The organism is Bizionia sp. M204 (assembly GCF_023205095.1).
Lineage (GTDB): Bacteria > Bacteroidota > Bacteroidia > Flavobacteriales > Flavobacteriaceae > Algorimicrobium > Algorimicrobium hallyeonense.
Genome location: NZ_CP046242.1, coordinates 952,232 through 975,918 on the forward strand (window position 1 = coordinate 952,232; position 23,687 = coordinate 975,918).

The window sequence follows — 23,687 nt, forward strand, 5'->3', positions numbered from 1 at the left end:
GCTAAAGGTATTTTAGAGTACGTCTGTATACAATTCTAAACAATTCTACATAATTCCTTGTTTACAATTGTAAATTAGTATTTGTTTACCTTTGTAACATATCAAATTTACATATGTATCAAAGCGCTTTAGACACGACGTTAAATCCTTTTCAAGAACTTCGATTATCGGGTCGGTATATTACCAATTCCATGTTAGAACCACTGTTGAAAATACTACCCAAAAATGTTACAGTTTCCGTTGAAGGATTGTCGGTTGAAAAACGATCTATCTATTCTATTAAATTAGGAACTGGACAAAAACGCATAATGCTTTGGTCGCAAATGCACGGAAATGAAACCACAACCACCAAAGCTCTTTTTGATGTTTTAAATACGTTTAAAACACAAAACTCTATTTTAGACGCTTGCACCATATTAATTATTCCTATTTTAAATCCTGATGGCGCAGAAGTCTATACGCGATTAAATGCTAATAATGTGGATTTAAATCGCGATGCGCAGAACTTATCCCAACCGGAAAGTAGAGTTTTACGTGATTGTTTTAATCGGTTTAAGCCAAACTTCTGTTTCAATTTACATGGACAACGAACTATTTTTAGTGTGGATAACACATCACAATCTGCTACGGTATCATTCCTGTCTCCAGCAGAAGATGCAGAGCGTACGCTTACCAATACACGTAAAATAGCCATGGAGCTAATTGCAGTAATGCAGACGGATTTGCAAAAATACATTCCAAACCAGGTGGCATTGTATGATGATGGATTTAATCATAACTGCGTGGGTGATACATTTCAAAGTTTAGGTGTTCCCACCGTTTTGTTTGAAGCTGGTCATTATTCAAACGATTATAATCGGGAAATAACCCGTGCTTTTATATATAAATCATTAATGGTGGCTTTAGATACTATTTCTAAACGTGAACTAACAGGTGAAGGTTATCAGGATTATCTAAAAATCCCGGAAAACGGGACGTGTTTTTTGGATATCATTATTCGAAATGTGTTACACCAAAATAAACCTATAGATGTTGGTGTCCAGTATCAGGAAATGTTAATAAACAATACAATCCAGTTTGTACCTAAAATAGAGAAACTGGAACTGCTTGATGGTTATTTTGGTCACAGAGAGTTGGATGCAAAAGGGGCTAAAGTTTTAGATTTCAATCATTCACCGTTGCAAGTTGGAAACGAAATTGATAGCGTATGGTTAAATAATGAAAACTATTCATTATTAGTGGCTAAAACTTGATATTTGGTAGATATAATTTAAAATTAATGTCTTATTTTTGCTTTTTATTTAAAGAAATTAAAAAATGGCAAAATTTAAATTAGACGATATAGATCATCAGATCCTTGAAATGTTAATTGATAACACACGTGTTCCTTTTACAGATATAGCAAAAAAATTAGTTATTTCTGCAGGAACAGTACATGTTCGTGTTAAAAAAATGGAGGAAGCTGGAATAATTAAGGGTTCATCGCTTACCTTGGATTATAAAAAGCTAGGTTATGCATTTATTGCGTATGTTGGTGTATTTCTTCAAAAAACCTCACAAACCAAATTTGTTTTGGAGCGTATAAATGAAATTCCTTATGTTACGGTTGCTCATATTACAACAGGTAAATTTAATGTGTTTTGCAAAATACGTGCTAAAAACACGGAGCATGCCAAAGAGGTTATTTTTATGATTGACGATATTGAAGGGGTTTATAGAACAGAAACCATGATATCATTGGAAGAAAGCTTAAACGATAAGAAACGCTTAATGCATTCTATTTTTAATAATATGTAGGCTTTTTGTATATAATTAAAAACTCAAAGCGCTTCTTATTAGAAGCGCTTTTTTTAGTACTTTTAAATAAAAATTTATGTTCGTAAAAGAAATACCAGATTCGGAATATGCATCATTTTATGCCAATTATATTAAAAAAGGTGGTGAATTAAGTTTGTTAGTTGGTTTGGAGTATGGTATGGCAGCCACCAAAGCGTTTTTTGAATCTATTCCGGAGAACAAGCTTGAATATCGTTACGCTGAAGGTAAGTGGACTGTTAAAGAAATTTTACAACACCTCATAGATACCGAACATGTTTTTGTATATCGTGCCTTGCGTTTTGCGCGCCAAGATAAAACACCCTTACCAGGGTTTGAACAAGATGATTATGTGTTAGCAAGCGTGGCAAACAGGCGAACTCGAGCGCAATTACTAAACGATTATTTAGATTTACGCGAATCAACTATTGCCTTGTTTAGTAGTTTTTCAAAAAAAATGTTAGAGCAAATAGGCGTTGCTAGCAACGCAGAAATGTCTGTTAGGGCTATAGGATTCGTGCTAATAGGTCATGAAAAGCATCATATAGACATTATTAAAGAACGTTATTTATAGCGGTTTAAGCTCTGTAATACTCAAAAGCATCCACAATAATAGCATTGCTAACTAAACAATTAATTTTTGTTTTCCCCATATCTTCAAGGAGTACAAAATTAATGTTACCGTGTTCGTTTTTCTTATCGTATTTAAGGAGTTCAATTATGGCTTCATAATCGGAGGGAAGGACTGTAACTTCGCCAAAAATAGTCTTTATTACCGTTTTTATTTTATCATTCTCTACTTTGGAAAAGCCTGTTAATTCTGTTGAAATATAATTGGCCAATACCATACCAATTGCAACCGCCTCACCATGTAAAAGCGCTTCTTTTTCTGGGTGACTTAAAAAATAGGATTCGATGGCATGTCCCAAAGTGTGACCATAATTCAGGGTTTTGCGTAAGTTTTCTTCCAGCGGATCTTGGGTAACTATTTCATTTTTAATGATAACGGATTCGTAAATTAAATCATTATAATTTAAGCGGTCTGTGGTTGTAAATTTATTCCAATAGTCGCGACTATAGATCAACCCGTGCTTTAACATTTCAGCCAAACCAGAACGCATTTGGTTTTCTGGTAAAGTTTCTAAAAAACTAGTGTCAATTAACACCATTTCACCAGAATTAATAACACCAATTTGATTTTTAAGATGTCCTAAATCTACACCTGTTTTACCACCTACGGAAGCATCTACCATGGCTAATAAAGAGGTTGGTACATTTATATAATGAATACCACGCTTAAAGGTAGAGGCAACAAAACCTCCTAAATCGGTAACAACACCGCCACCTAAATTAATAATAAGGCTTTTGCGGTCGGCACCCAATTCAGAAAGTACATTCCAAACCCCAACGCAAGTTTCAATAGTTTTGTGTTCCTCACCAGATTCAATCTCTATAATTTCTATGGTACATGTCGTTTCTACCTGTTGTAAAAACTTAGTTAAACAGAAATTATGTGTGTTTTCATCAACTAAAATGAAAATTAGTGAATAATTGGTTTGCTTTAAATGGGTGTTTAAAGCTATATAACAATTTGAATTAAAGTGAATTGGGTATGTTTCGGTGTGTATAGATTTCATAAAAAATAATGGAAATAATAAAAGGTAAAATAAGGTGTTTTTTTTATAAAAAAGTAGCTGAATGATAATTATCTTTGTATAATTTTCAACAGATATGGAGTACTTAAAAATATTTGACAATACTGAAATTGCTTTTCAATTAAAGAGTAATAGAGAGTTAAATCGCGCTCATTTTTTATTCAATATGATATCAAATGAGACATTGGTAAAGGTTGGTACAACACTTACGCATTTTGCTTTAAAGGCACATTTACCTGTAGAAGGTATTATTCGTGCTACGGTTTTTGACCATTTTTGTGGTGGTGTTAATGAGGAAGATTGCCTACCAGTAATTGATGATATGTTTACTAAAGGCGTGAGTTCGGTTTTAGATTATTCCGTAGAAGGGAAGGAAACGGAAGCACATTTTGATGGTGCCATGGAAAAAACCTTAAAAATAATTCGTTTTTCTGACGATAGAAAAGCCATGCCTATTGCTGTGTTTAAACCTTCCGGTTTTGGAAGATTTGCACTATACCAGAAGATAAGTGAAGGAAAAAGCCTAACAGAAACAGAGCAAGCAGAATGGGACCGAGTTGTTGCTCGTTATGATGCTGTTTGCAAGTTGGGGAAAGAAAAGGATGTTGAAATCTTAATAGATGCCGAGGAAAGCTGGATTCAAGATGCCGTAGATCATTTAGTAACAAATATGATGCGCAAGTATAATAAAGATGTTACCATTGTTTATAATACCTTACAAATGTATCGTCATGACCGTATGGATTTTCTAAAATCCCAACATGAACTTGCTAAAAAGGAAGGGTTTTATTTAGGATATAAAATTGTTCGTGGTGCATATATGGAAAAGGAGCATGAACGTGCTTTGGAGTATGATTACCCAACACCTATTTGTGAAAGTAAATTAGCAACTGACGAAAATTTTAATGCCTCGGCTCAATATATTTTAGATAATATATCAGACATTTCTATTTTTGTTGGAACCCATAACGAATTGAGTAGCTACATGGTTATGCAATTAATGAAAGAAAAAGGAATTGCTATAAATGATAACCGTGTGTGGTTTGGACAATTGTTTGGCATGAGTGATAACATTAGCTTTAATTTAGCTAATAACGGTTATAATGTAGCTAAATATGTTCCCTTTGGACCCGTTAAAGATGTTATGCCGTACTTAATTAGACGTGCAGAAGAAAACACGTCAGTTGCTGGGCAAACAGGACGTGAACTTATGCTGATTAACAAGGAGAAGGAAAGACGTAAAGCTATTAAATAATACTATTTAGAACGTTGCCACCATTTCTTTGTATTCGGGTTTTTACCATATCCGTAGCCATAACCATTTGATTTTTTATGGTCAACACCGTTTAAAAGTATCGTCATATTTGGTAAGCGTTTTTCTTGGTACATGGTATCTGCAATTTGCAAACGTCTCTTATCAAGATAATTGGCGCGAACGACATAAATAAATAAATCAGCATGGTGACTTATTAATAAGGTGTCCGTAACCAGACCAACAGCAGCCGTGTCTACAATTATATAATCATATTGATTATCCACAGTATCGAATAATTCTTGCATCCGATTACTCATTAATAGTTCTGCTGGATTAGGAGGGATGACACCAGAAGGAATAACATCTAAAAAATCATTGTCCTTCATGGATGTTGTTACATCGGAAAGCGTTAAACTTGGATCGCTAATATAATTGGTTAAACCAATATCATTTTTAACATTCAGGTAATTCGTTGCTTTTGGCACACGAATATCTGTTTCAATAAGAAGCACCTTTTTGTTAGAATAGGAGAGTGATAAAGCTAGGTTTATGGATGTATGCGATTTCCCTTCTTTACTAGTTGTAGACGTAACAAAAATAACTTTAGAATGCTTGTTAATTCCCTTAAGCATGAATTCCACATTGGTACGTACCATTCTAAACGCTTCCGCTTTAGGTGTATAATCAATTTGTTTAATAAGCTGTGTACGTTTGCTAGATTTCGGAATATCGCCAATAAACGGCACGTCTATGGTTTTCTTAATATCCTGAACTGAATGTACTTTATTGTCTATAAGCGTTAGTAGATAAATAAGGCCAATTGGAAAACTAATACCTAAAATTAAAGCTGCCAAAATAATAATAGCAGATTTTGGCGCTACAGGTCTTCCGGAAGCGTATGCCTTATCTACAATTTTTGCATTAGGTGAAGAAACGCCATGTGTAATAGCCGATTCCTCACGTTTTTGTAGTAGGTATAAGTACAATGATTCCTTAATATCTTGTTGACGCTTAATATCCTTAAACTGACGCTCTTTTTGAGGGGCGGAATAAATTTGTGAATTAATTCGAGAGTTTTCCGAGACTAAACTATTATAGGTAATCTGACTTGTAGACCGCTTACTACTTAAGCTTTGCGAAAGATCTGCTTTTAACTGATTAATCTGATTCGTTAAATTAACAACGGTCGGGTTAATTTCACTTGAATTCTTTAAAATTCGTTCCCGCTCTTGAACCAAACTATTGTGCCGTTTTGCTACCTGACCAATATTTCCATCTTCAATACCAATGTTAAGCGGCATTAAATCGCTTGGGCCTTGGTTATTCGCTAAATGATTTTTCATATAATCAATTAGTTGAATCTCTCTGCCGGTTTCGGTAATTTTTGCTTCGTTTTCCTTTTCAGTTTGAAGAAAAATATTGGACTGCGTTGCTAAATTAGTAAGTTTGTTTTCTTGTTGAATATCTTCAGCCGTTAAATCTACTATACCTAGCTCACGCGAAACACCTTCTAAACGCTCATTTATAAAATTTGAAGTTGCTTCAACAACCATTTGCTTGTCGTTTATAACATCTTCATTATATTTTTCAATCAGCTTATTTAAAAATAACACGCCTTTTTCACGCACATTGTCATTAATGGTCAGCTTTATAATACTAGATAACTCGTTGGTTTGAATTTGCAGTCTAGACTTATAATCACTAGTAACGTTATTTACAGGTTGAATTCTGATGGTAATATCAGCACCAATTTTAGTAGCATATTGCCCAATATTAGGTGTAATGATTATATCGCCAAATCCGGTTTCTACATTTTTCCCAAAATCGTATAAAACACCTTCAATATCATCATGCTGTGTGGTACTTCCTTTTAATATTTTGGTGTCTTGTGGAATACCTTTAAAAATAAAATCTTTTGATGAATTAATTCGGATATTAAACGTGGTATCAACCAAATGTAAAAGTGAATCCGTTGTACTGAAATTAATATTTAATGGCGGATTGGTATAAACTTCATGCGCTTGAATACGACCTTCAACAAAGAATTGAATATTAAATTTTAAATCTTTAATGACACTTTCAATAAGGTTTCGTGATTTAAGAATTTCAATTTCATCCAACACATTATTTTGATCATTACTAAAGAGACCATAGTTTTGAAGGCTTGATATTTCCGGTAATTTACCTTGAGATTTGTCGTCCTTAATTTTAATGGTAGCTTTAGCTTGATACTCATTACTAGCATAACGTAAATATACAAATGCTAATGTTAAGGCAGCAATAACGCATAGAAGAATAAACTTCCATCGGTTTAAATAAGGCTCAATTAAATCTCTAAAATGCGCATTCTGTTTCATGAAAGAATTCGTGTAAATAATTTTATTTGACTAAAAATATGGCTAAAATTGTTGCCAAAGTACCAACGGCCGAAATGATTACGCCATTATTTTGGTTGTACGATGCGGAACGGATTTTGGCAGAATTAGGCTCAATTACCAAAACATCATTTTGTTCTAAATAATAATTAGGAGATGTAATGGTGCTAATTTTTGTTAAATCGAATTTCGTGAAAACCTTTTTGCCATCGCGTTCACGAATTAAAAATACATTTTCGCGTTTGCCATATATGGTTAAATCGCCTGCTAAACCTAATGCTTCAATTAATGAAATCCGTTCATCTTCAACGGTAAAAGTACCAGGATTTCTAACTTCGCCTAAAACCGTTATCGTGAAATTTATTAATCTTATATTAATAATGGGATCTTTTACATATGCCGAAATTTTATTTTTCAAAAAACTAGTGGCATCTTCTCGTGATAGACCACCAAGCTTAATAGTGCCCAAAACAGGATATTCAATATTACCATTTTTGTCAATTAAATAGGTTGGCATTTTAAGGTCTGCATTGGCATTTACGGATGAAACACTGTAAGAAACAGCTGGTAAATTAAAAGGCGCCACCGCATCAGCATCACCACCAACACTAATAAAAATTAAATCGTTTGGTTTATAAACGATATCGGAATTCATGGGAATATCATTGTATTCGCTTACAGGTTCATTTTGAAAATAAATAACTTCCTTGCTTGTAACACAGGACGAAACCACTACTATTAGAAGTAGAATACTAATTTTTTTAATAATGCTTTTAAGGTTGATCATAGTTGGTTGGTTTAATTTAAAACATCATAAGTTGAATTATTCGGATTGTACTCTGCTACAATATCTTTAATTTTTGATACAATTTCAATATTTTGAGAATTAGAACCTAATAAACAGAGTTCTTTTATAAGGTTCTGAGTCCTTTCAATACTTACCGGTTTGCATTTAGCAATCATAATTTTCTCATTGTAAGTTGGTTTGGTGTTTTCGCCTTCAATTAATAGTTCTTCAAAGATCTTTTCACCAGGACGTAAACCTGTTATTTTAATATCAATGTCAGTCGGATATTTTAAACCAGACAGGGCAATCATATTCATGGCTAAATCATAAATTTTTATAGGTTTACCCATATCAAACACAAAAATTTCGTGCCCTAATCCCATAGCAGCTGCTTCCAAAACTAATAAGCTTGCTTCTGGAATAGTCATAAAATATCTGATAATATCTTTATGAGTTACCGTTAAAGGGCCACCAGCTTCAATTTGTTTTTTAAATAACGGAATTACGGAACCATTAGAGCCTAAAACATTTCCAAAACGTGTGATGATAAATTTGGTTGTTGATTGTGTGTTTTGCTGACAACAAATAAGCATTTCGGCAATGCGTTTCGTGGCTCCCATAACATTAGTTGGGTTTACCGCTTTATCTGTTGAAATTAAAATGAATTTTTTAGCACCATATTTTTTTGATAAATACACCACGTTTTTAGTTCCGCGCACATTTACGCTAACCGCTTCATAAGGATTTTGCTCCATTAAAGGTACGTGTTTGTAGGCGGCTGCATGAAAAACTATTTCGGGTTTGTGTATATTAAAAATAGCATCTAATCGAACGTTATTTCTAATATCCGCAATTATTGGTATAACATTATTAATGCCATTTCGTATTAATTCCTGTTGTAAATCATACAAAGGTGACTCCGCATTATCAACCAGTACCAAGCTTTTAAAGTTAAAGACAGATAATTTTCTGACTAATTCGCTGCCAATAGATCCCGCGGCTCCAGTTACTAAAATAACGCGATTACTATATTCGTCATGTAAAATAGGGTTGTCAATATTAATAGGTTCTCTACCTAATAAATCCTCAATATTTATATCTTTAATCTGCCCAATGCTTAAATCGCCATCAATCCACGTTTGGACAGCTGGTACAATTTTCACATTTAAGTTTAAAGCAAATAACTTACTGGTTATTTGAAGGAGTCGGTTAGAACTAATATTTTGAATCGATATAATTACCGAATCTATTTGGTGTTTTTCAATAAACTCTTTTGTAATGTTGTTGGGATGATAAACATTCAATAGGTTTATTTTTTTGCCCACTTTACGTTCGTTATCATCAATAAACCCGAAAACATCAATATCACTTTTTGCATCATTTGTAATGGCGTTATAAGTGATTATTCCTGAATCACCTGCACCATAAATTAATACAATACTCTTGGGGATGTCTTCATTTTCAGTAATTAAACTTCTGTAAATGGATTTAATGAAGAACTTGGCGCCAATAAGAAAAAACATATTGAGCAACAAGTGAATGTATATGATAGAACCAGGAATATCAAAAACATTATTGTAGTTGTATTTCCGACTCATAAATGTAGATATTATGAGTATGGTTGCTAAAATATTGACACCAATTATAATGTTGACAACATCTTTAAAGCCCGTAAACCGGACAACTCCTTTATGAGAACTTACTAATAAGAAACTAATAATTCCAGCAAACACGACAAATGGTATTTGCTTTAGAAACATGGAAAAATCGAAATCGATTTGAAAATTAAATCGAATTAAATAGGCAATAAAGAAGGTAAATGCAATAATGGTTGAGTCAAATAGGAGTACCAACCATTTTGACGCATAGCGATTAGATAATTTTCGTAATAAATTATAAATTTTATCCAAAATAGTTTTTTATTACTTGATTAACACGGTCTAATTCAACAGTCGTTAAACTGGAGCCGCTAGGTAAACATAAGCCACGCTCAAACAAATTATCAGAAACACCGTTTAAATAACTTGCATGGTTTTTAAATATATCTTGTTGGTGCATGGGTTTCCAAGATGGTCTTGATTCTATGTTTTCTTCTAACAGAGCATTTAAAACGCCATCTCTTATTGTTTTTGTTTTAAATAGAACGGCTGATAACCAACGGTTTGAGAAGTAATTTTCAGGCTCAGCTAAAAATTCTATATCTGTTATATGTTGTAATTCGTTTTTATAATATTCAAAATGGGACCTTCTAGCTTGAATTCTATTTTCTAAAACTTGCATTTGTCCACGACCAATACCCGCTAAAATATTAGACATTCTGTAATTATAGCCAACTTCGGAATGTGAATAATTAATACCAGTATCTTTTGCTTGGGTTGCCAAAAAAATAGCACGTTTTTTAGAATTAATATTTCTAGAAACCAAAGCACCACCTCCAGATGTTGTTATGATTTTATTTCCGTTAAAGGATAAAATAGACATATCACCAAACGTTCCACAAGGTTGGTTGTTATAACGACTACCTAAAGCTTCAGCACTGTCTTCAATTACAGGAATCTGATACTTGTTAGCAATTGCGTGTATGTGTGGTACGTTGTATGGCATTCCATATAAATTTATAGCAATAATGGCTTTAGGTTTTTTCCCCTTGGTTATTCTATCCAATATTGCTTTTTCTAATAACTCGGGACACATGTTCCAAGTTTTAGTTTCACTATCAATAAAAACAGGTGTTGCACCCACATAAATCACAGGATTTACAGAGGCTACAAAAGTTTTTGTTTGACAAAGTACTTCATCTCCCACGGAAACATCTAACAGTTTTAAAGCTAAATGTATGGCAGCCGTTCCAGATGTTAATGCCGCTACATGCGACTGTTTTCCAAGATAAGCTTCTAAATCACCTTCAAAACCATCAACATTTGGTCCTAATGGCGCAATCCAATTGCTTTTAAAGGCCTGATTAACATAATTTTCCTCAAAACCACTCATGTGCGGTGCTGATAACCATATTTTAGATTTCACTCCCGAAACATTTTTTGTCATCGTAAATATCTATGTTTAAATAGTTTCCATCAAATAAATACGATAAATAACTAATTTTCACGTTTTTTGATTTTAATTGAAACCATACTGTTGTTTTAATCTTACTTTTTAAACCCTTTGTCGTAATAGCCTTGATGTTACTTCCAAAAAATGATTGTAAAACCAAGAGTTCATTGTTTGATTTATTTGTGTTACAATAGCTTTATAAGTAAACACTTTTTAACATGGTAAATATTGTAATAAATACCGAAATCAACCCATAAAAAATGCCGTTTATATAGTTTTTTTTCAAATACATCTAAAAAATGGGTTTATACTGATGTTTATTCATTTAAAAAACTAATTTTAAACTTGATAACGAAACTTTTATCATGATTAATAATCCATTTTCATCCCAAACGTTTCAATATGTTTGGTTGAAACATTTTAATACAAATAATCCCGGAAAAACAACTGAAATTATAAAACCCATTTCGTTTTATAAACATGCTGTTGTGCCTTGCTATATAAACCTTGGTAATAAACTGACTAATGGTTTAACCTATGATTTAAATTTAAAAGCAACGGACTATAAAAGTCAAGTGTTTTTAGTTCGAGATATTCCTTCCTATCAAGAAACTACAGCGCCAGAAGCATCCGCTGCTTTAAGGTTAAAAAAGGTTTTTCAGTATGAAGGTTATATTACGCGCGTAGGTAATTATGAATCGTTGGATGCCTATTTAAATACCATTTACAAATCTAATACACGTTCCAAGTTACGTAGAAATGTAACGCGCTTGGAAGCTAATTTCACAGTTGATTATATCATGTATCACGGTGAAATTTCCAAAACAGAATTTGACCTGGTTTTTGATAGTTTTTATAAACTTTTTGAAAAACGGTATTCAAATAAAGGTGAACCTTGTGGCGAGTTAGAACCAACTTTATGGGCTTTCTATACCGAGTTGGCATTTAAAATGGTTAACGAAGGAACCGCTTCGCTTTTTGTTATTTATTGTGATGGCAAACCTATTGGTATCACATTTAGTTATCATTTTGATTCTATTTTGGTGGAGGCTTTAACTGTTTTTGATATTGATTTGTATCGTTATAACATTGGTCATACAACCATTATGAAGATGCTAGATTGGAGTTTTAACAATGGCATTGAAATTTTTGATTATACACAAGGTGATTTCGACTACAAGAAACGTTGGAGTGACGATCGTTACCAGACCTATTATCATATTTTGTACGATTCTAATTCGTTAAAAAGTAGATTAACGGCTAGTTTTTTGGAAAAATACTTCAATTTTAAACGCGAATTTAGAGACCGCAAGTATAGTACTAAAGTTCACAACCTGAAGCATCAATTATTGGGCGGTAATAAAAACAAAGCAGTTCTGTTGGAAACCTATAAAATAGAAGTTTTACCTGATGCGTTTACTATGGAACCTCGTATAGCACAAATTGATTTAGACGCCGAATTATATGTGTCGCAGCGCAAAGCACTTTACGATTATTTATATATGAACCCAGAACCCGCAAAGGATTTAACGGTTTATCAATATGAAAATGATTCCCTTTTAGTAAAAACCAAAAATGGCTTCTTAAAAATTGTTAGAGATGAAGCATAATCCGTTTACTTCCAATACATATCAGGAAACTTGGTTAAAGCATTTTTCAAAACAGAAAGAAGGCAAACAATTTCAATTTATTAAAAACCTGTCCTTTATAAAGCATAAGTTTCTACCATATTATATAAATGCTGGTAGAAATATGACTAATGGTATGACCTATGAGATTGACGCCTTGGCATCAGATTTTAAAAACAAAGCCGTGGTTATATATGATGTTCCAGATTATTGTAATTGGACTGATCCTGTTAAAATTCCCAATCTTAAAATTAAGAAAGTCCGCCAGTATAAAGGGTTTCTAGCAGATTTATCGAAAGTTACGTCGTTTGAAGCGTATTTGCAAAACACCTTAAATGCCAAATCCAGAAATAAGTTTAGGAGCACCTTAAAAAAGTTTGAGAGCTGCTTTGATGTATCCTACAATTATTATTATGGAGATATAGCTCCAGACGCTTATAAAACCTTGATGGCCAATTTTAAGAACTTGGTTGAAACACGCTATGGCGATTTAAAAATTGATACCAGTTTAATTAGTGAATGGCCATTTTATGAAGAATTAGTGTATAAAATGCTTCATGAAAAAAAGGCTATGATTATCAGTATTGATGTTGCGGGCAAACCTATTTCTATGTCGCTTGCATTTTTAGGGGAAAACTCGCTTGTTGGTGCGGTGAAGGCATTTAATACTAATTATTACAAGTTTAACGTTGGTCATATCGAGATTAGCAAGTTTATTGATTGGTGCATTAAAAACGACAAAGAGATTCTAGATTTTTCGAAAGGAGAATATGAATATAAAACAAAATGGACTAACACTAACTATTTGTATAATTGTCATATACTGTACGATACATCAAATATTGCTTCAAGTATAACAGGCTATTTATTAGTCAAGTATTTTGGGTTCAAGCAATACCTACGCGACAAAAATTTTAATTTATTTGTTGCAAAAACGCGTTTTGCACTTAAGAATTTTGGTGCTTCAAAGGAACAGAAACTGCCATTTAAAATTCATCCCATTAAGGGAGATATAAATTTCAAGGCCTATCAATTAGTTGATTTAAATGAAGAAGGTGAACGCTTTCCGTTTTTAAACAGACTTGTGTTTGACGGATTATATCAAAAACCAGAATGTGTTTCAGGTATTAAAATCTATAGGTCAGTTAAGATAATAGAAGGTAAGCCAAATTATCTAGTAACGGGAACCAAAAGCAAATATCTTATTGAGATTCTTTAGCATGGTATTTTTCTGCTAATTGCGCCATAGATACACTCTGGAAATCATGATTTTTTTGAAGCTCTGTAAAGAGTTTAAAGATATCTTCTAGGTTTTTGAAATTGGCATCCATATTCTTTCCAAAATTATGAGGGTGCCACCAAAGATGATAGATTTCGTTATTTTTTGCGGCCTTGACTAATCCTTTTTTAATTCTAGAAATACGCAGTGGTTCTAATAATTTGAAACTGTTACTATAGGGTCTAAAAAATTTGCTTGAAGGAATGTTTAATATACCATGACTATTTTTTAAATGGCTAATAGAGTAGGTGTTATAACCCGAAACATTACAGTAGGCATCTGTAAGTCTGAATGCTTTATGTGTTGCGTTATCTAGTTTTTTTGTGTCATGTGTATCAAACATCCAATGGTTTTCAATACCACGATAGCATATAATCCCATGTTTTGCGCATATTTTTAAATAAGCCTCATTAATCTGATTCCTAGGAAATACAATGCTTTTTATGTTTATGTTTTTTTGTTTTGCAATTTGGACGGCCGCAATAATATCGGCTTCAAACTGGTCTGGAGTTTGTCCGTCTTCATTGGCATAGTAATGACTGAAGGTATGACTAGCAATTTCATGATTTCCATTGGTTCTTATGAATTCAATTAAAGATTCAGCATAATGAAATGGATCATCTGTTTCATTTTCACCAATGTTTTCTATTAAGTTATATGGGTTAAACCGGGAGTTTAAATAGGTTGGTTTTTCAGATGGCAACGCGCTTAATAATTCCTGTTTGTTTTTGGCAAACAAGAAACCAACAGTGGCAAAAGTCAAGGTAATATTATATTGATCGGCCAATGCCACCAATCTAGGTATCACTTCCCTAACATTTTTTAAATTAGTATGATAGTTTGATGTTGTTTTCACGTCAAACAAGCCCCAAAAGAGCTCAAAATCTAACGAAATTAATAAATAGCCGTTCTGTGTTTTCATTAACCCATAATAGTTTGAATGGTTTTAATAATAATTTTAAAATCTACTAATAAGCTGGCGCTATTAATATATTTCTTATTCAGTGCTATTTTTTGAGGTAAAATGGTATTTATATAAAAACTCTCCATGTTTTTAGCAGTTTTTAATAATTCTGCTTCATCACGAAAAGCAATAGAGGCATAGTCTGTAATTCCTGGTTTTACAGATAATATTTCCATATCATCAACCGAATAGTAATTAACATAATGTCTTACTTCCGGTCTAGGTCCAACAAAACTCATACTGCCTAAAAATACATTGATTAATTGGGGGAGTTCATCAAGCTTATATTTTCTTAAAAAAAAACCGGTTTTTGTAACTCTTGGGTCTTTATCTCCAACGGTTAGCAAGCCCTTTTTGTCCGAGCCGATAAACATGGTTCTAAATTTAAAAATTTTAAAATCTGAATTCCCTTTTCCTACACGTGTTTGTTTGTAAAAAATGGGTCCTTTAGACTCTAACTTTAAAATTAGTGCTATTACCAAAAGTAAAGGTAACGATAATATTATACCTAATAAAGAAAAAACGATATCAAAAAAGCGCTTTAACATAGACAAGATTCTACGGCATTTTCAACCGTGTTTACAATGTATTTGAGCTCTTCTTCCGTAAGTTGAGGATAAATTGGCAATGAGATTTCCGATTTAAAGTTGGTGTATGCCACTGGGTAATCTGCAATGTTATACCCCATATTTTTAAACAAAGTTAACAATGGTAATGGCTGAAAATGCACGTTAACAGCAACACCTTCTTTTGAAATGGCTTCAATAATAGCATCACGTTGCTCTTCTGTGGCGTCCTTTATTCGTAAAGCGTACAGATGACAAGATGAAAGTTTGTCTTCATTTTTATAAGGCGGAATGATAGCCCAAGGCTTGGTTTTAAAATACGCTTGGTAATATGCATATATCGTTTCGCGCTTTTCTAAAATATGCGAAAAATATTCAGGAAGCTGGGCAACACCAATGGCAGCAAGGACATCAGGCATATTTATCTTCATGCCTGGATAAATAATATCGTATTTCCAACCACCTGCTTTAGATTTTGTAAAAGCATCTTTAGTCTGTCCGTTTAAAGAAAAACATCTTAAATAATTATATTCCTCTTGATTGCTAAACGGTTCAGGAAGGTTTAAGCAAACGGCTCCCCCTTCGGCTGTAGTAATGTTTTTTACGGCATGAAATGAAAATACGGTAATATCTGATGTTAATCCAACAAACCTATTTTTATATTTAGCGCCAATAGCATGAGCAGCATCGGCAATAGTTACAATTCTATTTAATTGATGTTGCTTTTCTGAATTTGGTTTAAAAATAGGTTTTTTATTGTCAACAAGCCTCTGAATTTCATCATAATCACAAGGCCATCCAGCAATATCAACTGGCATGATTGCTTTTGTTTTTTCGGTTATTGCTTTTTCAATAGCAGAGATGGAAATATTAAAGTCCTCTTTGGTGTCTACCATTACAGGTGTAGCGCCCACGTGAATTACAGCTAAAGCAGTGGCAGCGTATGTGTAAGCTGGGATAATAACTTCGTCACCAGGACCAATGTCATACCATTTTAAAGCTAACATTAATCCAGAAGTTGCCGAGTTAACACACAAAGTATTTGGAACGCCAATATGCTCACAAACAAGATCTTCTAGCTTTTTAACTTTAGGTCCCGTGGTAATCCAGCCAGATTCTAATGCGTCTGTAACTTCGTTAATTACGGCTGGGTTAATGTAAGGTGGTGAAAATGGAATTTTCATAATTTAATGTTGATTAATAGCGTCTTCAAATATAGTTATATATTGTTTAGATACGTTTTCAAGACTAAACGTTTCAACTCTTTTTAATGCGCTTTCAGCTAATTTATTGGCTAAATTTTTATTTGTTCCTAATTTTATGATGGCATCAACTAGCGCTTCAGTATTTTTTGAAGGCACTAAAATTGCTTCTTGATTGTTTTTGGCAAATTCGCGAACTCCAGTTACATCTGTTGAAATAATAGGTAGTCCCACAGCAGCAGCTTCTAGAAGCACTCTAGCAAAACCTTCACGAAACGTTGGTAGTATCATAGCATCTGCGCTTAATAGTAATTCACTTACGTCTTTTCGTTCGCCTAAAAATTCCACATAAGATTCATATTGTTTTAATATTTCGGAATTTAGTCGCTTGGAATGCTCTTCTAACGGTCCCACAATTATAAACTTAAAGTCATAGCCTCTTTCGTGGCATATTTTAGCTGCTTCTAATAAAAATGTGATGCCTTTTTCATAAACTAAACGCGCCACAAATATAAATGTGAAAGTCTTGTTGTTGCGCTCTGCTAAAGATTTGTATTGTTTTAGTTCTATGCCACTGCTGTATATTAACCCGAAATTATGTGGATTAATAAGATGGTATTTTAGAAATAAATTTTTGTCATCATCATTTTGAAAAATTGTTTTATATACACGGTTTTTGACTTTTCTATGCAATGTTTTATAAACGAATTGTAAAATTAAATTCCGAAAGGATTTAGACATAAAAATAGTACCTAAACCGGTAATTGTTCGGGTGATGGGTGTCTTCGTCTTAAGTAATGCTAGTGGTACTAAAAATGCTGGTTTCGTGTCAAACGTATGAATGAGATCAAATCTGTTATCGGTAAAAAATGACCGATACCATTTTATAGTTTTATTATCTGATGTTATGGATAAGCTTCTATTTAATGGGTAATCAAAATAGGTTATGTTTTCAGGGAACTCCACGTTGCTTGTCCCAATAATAGTCACCTCAAAACCGGCAGCAATTAAATACTGAGAAAGATTGATGCGTTTATGCACATCTTCACCACCAACTAAACATATTTTTTTTGACATTTATTTTTAAACTATAAGTAGCTAATTGTTTCTTGATTTATAATTGTGGGCTGTAAAGTGAAAAATACCACTTTTGAAATGTGTAAAATGTCCAAACTTTATAGCTATTGTCTTCCTTACCTGAAATATGATTCATGACTAATGGTTTGATGTATTTGCTATTAAACAACCCTTGTTTATCTATTAGTTTAGAGTTTATATAATGTTCTAATTCGGTTTTTAAGCCAGCACGAAGCCAATCTCCAACAGGAACGGCAAATCCTTTTTTAGATTTATCTAGAAATCCATCAGGAAATTCATGCTTAAAAGCTTCTTTTAAAATATGCTTTTTGCTCCAGCCTTTGAGTAAGTAGTTTTCTGGTAAACTATTGGAAAAATTCCAAAGAGCTTTGTTTAAAAATGGCGCACGACATTCCAAGGAATTCATCATGCTGGTTCTATCTACTTTAACGAGCATGTCACCTTCAAGGCTTAATAAACGGTCAACCTCTCGATAATCATGAAGCGATTTAGGTTTGCTAATATGTCCTTTATAGTAGGCAAACGGATTTGCTAACGTATGTTCAGGGTTTAGTAATTGTTGGGTGTCATTTTCAAAACCTAATGAAATAATATTCCAATAGTTTTCACCTGTATAATCAATAGCTTGGACCAGTTTTTTTAGTTTAAAACGTTTTCCGCGATTATCATCTTTAGTAGAAAGTAAACTGGTTAGCAATGGCTTTGTACTATTATGAAGAAACTCGGGAACCATTTTGGTATAACGGTTGTTTAAATTTCCCATGTAATATTTATTGTAACCACCAAAAACCTCATCGCCACCATCTCCGGTTAAAGCAACTTTTACATAATTGCTTGTTTTTTTGGATACCAAATAGGTTGGTAGTGCTGATGAATCTGCAAAGGGTTCATCAAAATTCAATAAAATAGCATCAATATGTGCTTTAATATCACTTTCAGAAATTATAAATTCATGATGATTACTGTTGATTTGCTTGGCTACCAGTTTAGATTTATCGGTTTCATCAAATGAAGCTTTATCAAAACCAATAGAAAAGGTGTCTATTTTGTTATTAGATAATTGTGATAAGCCCAAACTAACAATGGAAGAATCTACACCACCAGATAAAAATGTTCCAATTGGAACGTCGCTAACCGTGCGACTTTCAATACTGGTCATCATGAGGTCGTGCAATTTAAATTTAGCCTCATTAAAAGACAAGTTGCTTCTATCTGTCTCAATTTTATGAATTTCGGAAATCGAATGTGTATGATTTACCAGGTCATAAGTAATATAATGATTGGCTTCTAGTTTCAGAATACCATTATAAATAGAAAAAGGTGCAGGAATGTAAGTGAGCTTAAAAAATAAATTTAACCCTGTTTTTGAAATTTCCGGCTTATTGGGAAGCACCTTGATAATGGATTTAAGTTCAGATGCGTAATAAAAACCATTTTCAGTTTGTGCGTAATACAAAGGTTTTTCGCCAAAGAAATCACGCGCAATAATGAGTTTGTTTTGATTTTTGTCATGAATGCTAAATGCATACATACCATCTAGTTTTTCAAAAGATTTTTCGCCTTCCGTTTCATACAGTTTTAGAATAACTTCTGTATCGCTTTGTGTTTTAAAAGTCAAGCCTTTTGTTTCTAAATCTGCACGTAGCTTTCGGTAATTATATATTTCGCCATTAAAAACAATAGTTATGCTATCATCTTCATTTGAAATAGGTTGCTTGCCAGTATTTAAATCTATAATTGAAAGTCTGCGCATAGCCATTGCTACACAATATGTGTCACTGCTATTGTGATAAAAACCGGAATCATCAGGACCACGATGTATGATGGCATGATTCATTTTTTTAAGCGTGTTTAGGGCATCTTCCGAAGCTGTAAATTCAGGTTTTATATATCCGTTTATTCCACACATAAATTAAATACTATCAATTAAGTTTTTAACATGAACTCCAATATTCTTGATGTCGTAAGTTTTAGCGCGCTCGAAACTTAAATCGCTATACTGTTTGCGTGCTTCTGGATTTTTCTGTAAATATTTAATGGCTTGTGAAAGCCCTACAGAATCATCAACATTTACTAATATGCCATATTTAGCCTTAACGAAAGACCCTTTTAAAATAGAAACATCTTCATTGTCGTTTAGTAACTCTAGAGGTCCAGACATACAATTGGTGCAAATTACGGGTAAACCAACAGACATGGCTTCCAAAACCACGTTAGGGAACCCTTCCGTTAGGGAGCATAGTACAAAGCAATGCCCTTTTATGATGTATGACTTAACATCATCCACATTACCATTAAAATTTACACGTCCAGCAAGATTCAATTTAATAGATAATTCATCTAATTGTTGGTGTAAGTAGCCATCCCCATAAATTTCCATATAAAAATTGCTGGATAACATACTTATGGCTTCAATAATGCTTTTTTGGTTTTTCACAGGAATCATACGTCCAACGGTGACTACTTTAAAAATGTCTTCAAAATCAGTGTATGTGGCTAATTCAGGCTTAACTCTTTTGGTTAGAATGGGATTATATATAACAGACCTGTCTATTTTTAGTCTATAATTTGTTTTTAAATCCGCATTGATATAAATGGAATTTGAAAATAGTTTGTCGTTTTTGTTGTAAAAATATGGGATTAGTAGTTTGGTTAAAAAAGAAGTAAGCTTATCATCTTTGTACATGATGGATGGGAAACAACGCTCGCTAATTATAGTTTTTAATTTAGGGTTAAACATTTTAGCAATGCTGGTCATAATATTTTGACGAACTAAAAAGGAAACAACCACATCAATTTTTTCTTTTTTTAAAACTTTCTGATAGGTAAATATGAATTTGATGTTGTCTTTAATTCTACCAAACACGGAGGTTTTAAAAGTTTCATTAGGTTTAGATAATACCACCACTTTCGTACCCTCTGGTATAGGCAGTTTAATTTCGTTATATAACAAAATTAACGTGACATCGTAGTATTTAGGAAGCTCAGATAATAATAAGCTAACAACTTTCTCGGCTCCACCATAACCTATGGCAGAAATAAACAATGCTATTTTTCTTTTTTCAGACATGCTGATTCTTAGGAGATAATTTTATAAACAAGTTGGTATAATCATTAATAATTTTATTGCTACTAAATTTATTTTTTACCACATTACTTACAGTTTCCGGGTTAAAAGGGAATGTGTTATGAATCTGATTTAAATAGTTTAAATAATCTTCCTCGGTATCAGCTACGTACCCATTTTTACCAGCCTCTATAATTTCATCCAATCCACCAGGAGCATTAAAAGCCAGAATAGGAGTGCCTACTACACAGCTCTCTATAAGAACATTAGGGAAACCCTCTACAAAGGATCCTTGCAGGAACACATCGCTTTCAGCTAAATAGGTTTCTACATTTTTTGTGAAGCTAATATACGTTATGTTTTTTGCTAGTCCCTTACTATCAAGCATTTCAAAAATACTATCTTTTTCATTACCAGCACCAATAATAGTATAATGAAATGGAAAATTTAATTGTGAAAGCACATGAATAAGCCGCTCATGTCCTTTCTCCTTGCTTAAACGACCAATGGTAATAAAGGAAATTGGTTTGGATGTATCTCGAGCTGTAGCTTTAAGTTTAAATTCTTTAGTTATAGGGTTATTAATTAATACGGTTTTTGATTTTGGTACTTTATAATTGGCAATCATATCCTTTTGCATGTCTTTAGACTGACAAATAATACAATCCACTAATTTATATGCAAATACAATCATAGCCTTAGGGAAAGCAGAATTGGTGTACGGATTATGTTTATTTAAAACGGTTAATACATTCGCCTCTCGAGAAACAAATTTAGTCTTTCTAAAATAAGGAGACATAAAAGCAATCATGGTATTCAAATGCACAATGGAACTAACTACAATATCTGGTTTGTGTTTTCTGAAATACTGAAACAAACTACCAAAAGCTTTTAAAACACGCGGTTTGTTTAAGTAAACGATGTTTAAATTTTCTAGTTCGTACACGGTGTCTTTTTCATAGCCTGTAATAAGTAAGGTGACTTTAAATTGGTTTTCGTCCAAGTTTTGAGCCACGTACGATAGGATACGTTCGGCACCACCAGCAGCTAATGATGGTAGGACAAATACAATATTGGTTTTAGAGTGTTTCATTATTTAATAGTGTATCCTTTTCCGTTCGTTTTAAGCCATTGTTTTAAAACGAGTAATTTCCAAATTAAAGGATAGCGATTCCAGCTACCATTCATGTGTTGTTGAATCATTTTATAGACCTCATCAGCATCAATATTCGGGATTTCTCGTAAACTGGCCATATCCAGTTCTGAAAGCACATAATCTTTTAATTCATGTTTAAACCATTCTGCAAATGGCATAGTAAAACCAGCTTTTGGTCGGTCAAATATTTTTTCCGGAACATATTGATAGAGTACATCCTTTAAAATACGCTTTTGAATTTTCCCATTGTATTTAAAATCTGTTGGTAACGACTGTGCAAATTCCACAATACTATGATCCATAAGTGGTGCGCGTGCTTCAAGAGAATATGCCATGGTGGCGCGATCTACTTTGGTATTAATATCCCAATTAAGGTAGGTTTTAATATCAAAATCGGTTAGACGTTCATATAAATTTTTGGTGTTGTGATATAGATATTTTTTTTCGGGAACATCGGTATAGTCAAAATCGGATTTCAACCAAGACATATTAACACCGGTAACCGATGCAATATAAAGCGAATTGATATCGTCATATTGCAATCCCTTACCAATCATTTTAAATTTATAGTAAGGCGCTAAACTAGCTGTTTTTGCAACCGTATGCCTTAAAAAACTTGGTAGATTGTATAAGTGATTTACCTGTTTCATCCATTTGTAGCGCTCATAACCTATGAAACTTTCGTCTCCACCATCACCAGATAATGCAACGGTAACTTTTTTACGAGTATGCTTCGCTAAAAGCATGGATGGAATGGCTGAAGAATCAGCAAATGGTTCATCATAAAAATGCGTAAAATTATCAATGAGATCTAATCCTTCATTATAATTACATTCTATAATATGATGATCTGTTTGTAAGTGATCTGCTACCTGTTGGGCATATACACTTTCGTCAAAACCTTTTTCGTTAAATTTCACTGAAAAGGTTTTCACTTTACTATCGGTTGTTTTTGTTGCCAAAGCAGCAACGACCGATGAATCAACGCCACCGGAAAGGAAAACACCTACAGGAACATCGGCAAATAAACGTGTGGAAACGGCACTACTTATTAAACCATCTAATTCGGCAATAGCATCTTTGTAAGAACCTTGAAACGGGTTTTTAACGTTTGTATCAATATCCCAATATTTTCGTTCTTTAAAGTTGTACGTTGTTAAATCTAAAGAAAAACAATGTCCAGCTTGTAGTTTTTTAATCTCATTAAAAATGGAATGTGGATCCGGAATGGCTCCCCAAGCTAAATAGTAACTGATAGCTTTATTAGAAATTGTTAAATTGGTATGATGCATTTGAATAGATGAAATCTGACTTGCAAATTCAAATTGTTTCTCATTCAAATAATAGTAAAATGGTTTTTTACCCAAACGATCCCGGGCGCCAAAAAGTTTTTGTTTCGTCTCATCATAGATAACAAAAGCAAACATGCCACCTAAATAATTGACGCAATCTTCACCATATTCTAAATACGCTGCACAAATAACTTCCGTATCACTGGTTGTATTGAATTTATAGCCTTTTGCTTCTAACTGTTTTTTTAGCACTTTAAAATTGTAAACCTCACCATTAAACACAATATGGATGCTGTTGTTATAGGTAAAGGGTTGGTTGGAACGCTCGTCAACATCTATAATAGCCAAGCGGTTATGACCAAATATTATTGGTTTGGATTCGTCTCCAAAAAATTTAAAATCTAATTTATCGGGACCTCTAAATTTTGCGCGTTCCAACTTGTCTTGAACTTGTTTTTTAGAGTATTCTATAGTTGATCCGTAAATTCCACACATAA

19 protein-coding genes are annotated in these 23,687 nt (G+C 33.2%); 6 read left to right on the top strand and 13 right to left on the bottom strand.

The window, feature by feature from the left end; all coding sequences use genetic code 11:
• Window positions 1–113: 113 nt before the first annotated feature.
• The 3 genes from GMA17_RS04270 (at window position 114) to GMA17_RS04280 (ending at window position 2,389) form a co-directional block, all read left to right on the top strand.
• Window positions 114–1,253 carry a M14 family zinc carboxypeptidase gene (locus GMA17_RS04270; protein ID WP_248399467.1) on the top strand — a complete coding sequence of 380 codons (1,140 nt, stop codon included), beginning with the start codon at window positions 114–116 and terminating at the stop codon, window positions 1,251–1,253.
• Window positions 1,254–1,317: 64 nt separating this feature from the next.
• On the top strand, window positions 1,318–1,797 hold the full coding sequence (locus GMA17_RS04275) for an Lrp/AsnC family transcriptional regulator (protein WP_066248062.1): 480 nt from the start codon (window positions 1,318–1,320) through the stop codon (window positions 1,795–1,797).
• A 76-nt stretch (window positions 1,798–1,873) separates the two neighbouring features.
• Complete coding sequence (locus tag GMA17_RS04280; protein ID WP_248399469.1) at window positions 1,874–2,389, top strand: DinB family protein; 516 nt, start codon at window positions 1,874–1,876, stop codon at window positions 2,387–2,389.
• Between the two features lie 4 nt (window positions 2,390–2,393).
• Here the strand turns inward: GMA17_RS04280 and aroB are convergent, their stop codons facing one another.
• Window positions 2,394–3,452, bottom strand: coding sequence for a 3-dehydroquinate synthase (aroB, locus tag GMA17_RS04285; RefSeq protein WP_248399471.1), 1,059 nt, complete (start codon window positions 3,450–3,452; stop codon window positions 2,394–2,396).
• A 94-nt stretch (window positions 3,453–3,546) separates the two neighbouring features.
• Between aroB and GMA17_RS04290 the strand changes: the two genes are divergently transcribed.
• Entirely contained in the window at window positions 3,547–4,725 is a 1,179-nt protein-coding gene (locus GMA17_RS04290) for a proline dehydrogenase family protein (RefSeq protein WP_248399473.1), read from the top strand.
• Window positions 4,726–4,727: 2 nt separating this feature from the next.
• On the opposite strand, the gene GMA17_RS04295 is transcribed toward GMA17_RS04290, so the two are convergent.
• From GMA17_RS04295 to GMA17_RS04310, 4 genes are read right to left on the bottom strand one after another with little or no spacing between them, the layout of a single operon-like run.
• On the bottom strand, window positions 4,728–7,082 hold the full coding sequence (locus tag GMA17_RS04295) for a polysaccharide biosynthesis tyrosine autokinase (protein ID WP_248399475.1): 2,355 nt from the start codon (window positions 7,080–7,082) through the stop codon (window positions 4,728–4,730).
• 22 nt (window positions 7,083–7,104) lie between these two features.
• Window positions 7,105–7,887 carry a polysaccharide biosynthesis/export family protein gene (locus tag GMA17_RS04300; RefSeq protein ID WP_248399477.1) on the bottom strand — a complete coding sequence of 261 codons (783 nt, stop codon included), beginning with the start codon at window positions 7,885–7,887 and terminating at the stop codon, window positions 7,105–7,107.
• A gap of 11 nt (window positions 7,888–7,898) precedes the next feature.
• Window positions 7,899–9,797: a nucleoside-diphosphate sugar epimerase/dehydratase gene (locus tag GMA17_RS04305; RefSeq protein WP_248399479.1), complete on the bottom strand. Its 1,899-nt coding sequence runs from the start codon at window positions 9,795–9,797 to the stop codon at window positions 7,899–7,901.
• Entirely contained in the window at window positions 9,790–10,932 is a 1,143-nt protein-coding gene (locus tag GMA17_RS04310) for a DegT/DnrJ/EryC1/StrS aminotransferase family protein (RefSeq protein WP_305883066.1), read from the bottom strand. Before GMA17_RS04310 ends, GMA17_RS04305 begins: the two co-directional genes overlap by 8 nt.
• Window positions 10,933–11,303: 371 nt before the next feature.
• Here GMA17_RS04310 and GMA17_RS04315 point away from each other — a divergent pair, with 371 nt between their 5' ends.
• Together GMA17_RS04315 and GMA17_RS04320 are read left to right on the top strand one after the other, a co-directional pair.
• Complete coding sequence (locus GMA17_RS04315) at window positions 11,304–12,548, top strand: GNAT family N-acetyltransferase (RefSeq protein WP_248399481.1); 1,245 nt, start codon at window positions 11,304–11,306, stop codon at window positions 12,546–12,548.
• Entirely contained in the window at window positions 12,538–13,785 is a 1,248-nt protein-coding gene (locus GMA17_RS04320) for a GNAT family N-acetyltransferase (protein WP_248399483.1), read from the top strand. The genes GMA17_RS04315 and GMA17_RS04320 overlap by 11 nt, the downstream gene beginning before the upstream one ends.
• On the opposite strand, the gene GMA17_RS04325 is transcribed toward GMA17_RS04320, so the two are convergent.
• The 8 genes from GMA17_RS04325 to asnB (GMA17_RS04360) are packed head-to-tail and all read right to left on the bottom strand — an operon-like array spanning window position 13,769 to window position 23,685.
• Complete coding sequence (locus GMA17_RS04325; RefSeq protein WP_248399485.1) at window positions 13,769–14,767, bottom strand: polysaccharide deacetylase family protein; 999 nt, start codon at window positions 14,765–14,767, stop codon at window positions 13,769–13,771. The two genes, GMA17_RS04320 and GMA17_RS04325, sit on opposite strands and share 17 nt — an antisense overlap.
• A complete protein-coding gene (locus GMA17_RS04330) occupies window positions 14,767–15,357 on the bottom strand; it encodes a sugar transferase (protein WP_248399487.1) in 591 nt (196 codons plus the stop codon). The genes GMA17_RS04325 and GMA17_RS04330 overlap by 1 nt, the downstream gene beginning before the upstream one ends.
• A complete protein-coding gene (locus GMA17_RS04335) occupies window positions 15,351–16,559 on the bottom strand; it encodes a DegT/DnrJ/EryC1/StrS aminotransferase family protein (RefSeq protein WP_248399489.1) in 1,209 nt (402 codons plus the stop codon). Before GMA17_RS04335 ends, GMA17_RS04330 begins: the two co-directional genes overlap by 7 nt.
• 3 nt (window positions 16,560–16,562) lie before the next feature.
• On the bottom strand, window positions 16,563–17,654 hold the full coding sequence (locus GMA17_RS04340; protein WP_248399491.1) for a glycosyltransferase family 4 protein: 1,092 nt from the start codon (window positions 17,652–17,654) through the stop codon (window positions 16,563–16,565).
• 37 nt (window positions 17,655–17,691) lie between these two features.
• The gene (gene asnB, locus GMA17_RS04345; protein WP_248399493.1) at window positions 17,692–19,584 is read right to left on the bottom strand and encodes an asparagine synthase (glutamine-hydrolyzing); all 1,893 of its coding nucleotides are present in this window, start codon (window positions 19,582–19,584) and stop codon (window positions 17,692–17,694) included.
• 3 nt (window positions 19,585–19,587) lie between these two features.
• The gene (locus GMA17_RS04350; protein ID WP_248399495.1) at window positions 19,588–20,745 is read right to left on the bottom strand and encodes a glycosyltransferase; all 1,158 of its coding nucleotides are present in this window, start codon (window positions 20,743–20,745) and stop codon (window positions 19,588–19,590) included.
• Entirely contained in the window at window positions 20,738–21,835 is a 1,098-nt protein-coding gene (locus GMA17_RS04355; RefSeq protein WP_248399497.1) for a glycosyltransferase, read from the bottom strand. The genes GMA17_RS04350 and GMA17_RS04355 overlap by 8 nt, the downstream gene beginning before the upstream one ends.
• Window positions 21,835–23,685 (bottom strand): asparagine synthase (glutamine-hydrolyzing), encoded by a 1,851-nt coding sequence (asnB, locus tag GMA17_RS04360; RefSeq protein ID WP_248399499.1) that lies wholly within the window; start codon window positions 23,683–23,685, stop codon window positions 21,835–21,837. The genes GMA17_RS04355 and asnB (GMA17_RS04360) overlap by 1 nt, the downstream gene beginning before the upstream one ends.
• Between the last annotated feature and the right edge of the window lie 2 nt (window positions 23,686–23,687).

Coding starts and splice junctions, on each gene's coding strand:
- GMA17_RS04270 (WP_248399467.1), top strand. CDS start 114: ATGTATCAAAGCGCTTTAGACACGACGTTAAATCCTTTTCAAGAACTT.
- GMA17_RS04310 (WP_305883066.1), bottom strand. CDS start 10,932: ATGACAAAAAATGTTTCGGGAGTGAAATCTAAAATATGGTTATCAGCA.
- GMA17_RS04340 (WP_248399491.1), bottom strand. CDS start 17,654: ATGTCAAAAAAAATATGTTTAGTTGGTGGTGAAGATGTGCATAAACGC.
- GMA17_RS04355 (WP_248399497.1), bottom strand. CDS start 21,835: ATGAAACACTCTAAAACCAATATTGTATTTGTCCTACCATCATTAGCT.
- asnB (WP_248399493.1), bottom strand. CDS start 19,584: ATGTGTGGAATAAACGGATATATAAAACCTGAATTTACAGCTTCGGAA.
- GMA17_RS04330 (WP_248399487.1), bottom strand. CDS start 15,357: ATGTTAAAGCGCTTTTTTGATATCGTTTTTTCTTTATTAGGTATAATA.
- GMA17_RS04300 (WP_248399477.1), bottom strand. CDS start 7,887: ATGATCAACCTTAAAAGCATTATTAAAAAAATTAGTATTCTACTTCTA.
- GMA17_RS04320 (WP_248399483.1), top strand. CDS start 12,538: ATGAAGCATAATCCGTTTACTTCCAATACATATCAGGAAACTTGGTTA.
- GMA17_RS04335 (WP_248399489.1), bottom strand. CDS start 16,559: ATGAAAATTCCATTTTCACCACCTTACATTAACCCAGCCGTAATTAAC.
- GMA17_RS04315 (WP_248399481.1), top strand. CDS start 11,304: ATGATTAATAATCCATTTTCATCCCAAACGTTTCAATATGTTTGGTTG.
- GMA17_RS04325 (WP_248399485.1), bottom strand. CDS start 14,767: ATGAAAACACAGAACGGCTATTTATTAATTTCGTTAGATTTTGAGCTC.
- GMA17_RS04350 (WP_248399495.1), bottom strand. CDS start 20,745: ATGTCTGAAAAAAGAAAAATAGCATTGTTTATTTCTGCCATAGGTTAT.
- aroB (WP_248399471.1), bottom strand. CDS start 3,452: ATGAAATCTATACACACCGAAACATACCCAATTCACTTTAATTCAAAT.
- asnB (WP_248399499.1), bottom strand. CDS start 23,685: ATGTGTGGAATTTACGGATCAACTATAGAATACTCTAAAAAACAAGTT.
- GMA17_RS04275 (WP_066248062.1), top strand. CDS start 1,318: ATGGCAAAATTTAAATTAGACGATATAGATCATCAGATCCTTGAAATG.
- GMA17_RS04295 (WP_248399475.1), bottom strand. CDS start 7,082: ATGAAACAGAATGCGCATTTTAGAGATTTAATTGAGCCTTATTTAAAC.
- GMA17_RS04290 (WP_248399473.1), top strand. CDS start 3,547: ATGGAGTACTTAAAAATATTTGACAATACTGAAATTGCTTTTCAATTA.
- GMA17_RS04280 (WP_248399469.1), top strand. CDS start 1,874: ATGTTCGTAAAAGAAATACCAGATTCGGAATATGCATCATTTTATGCC.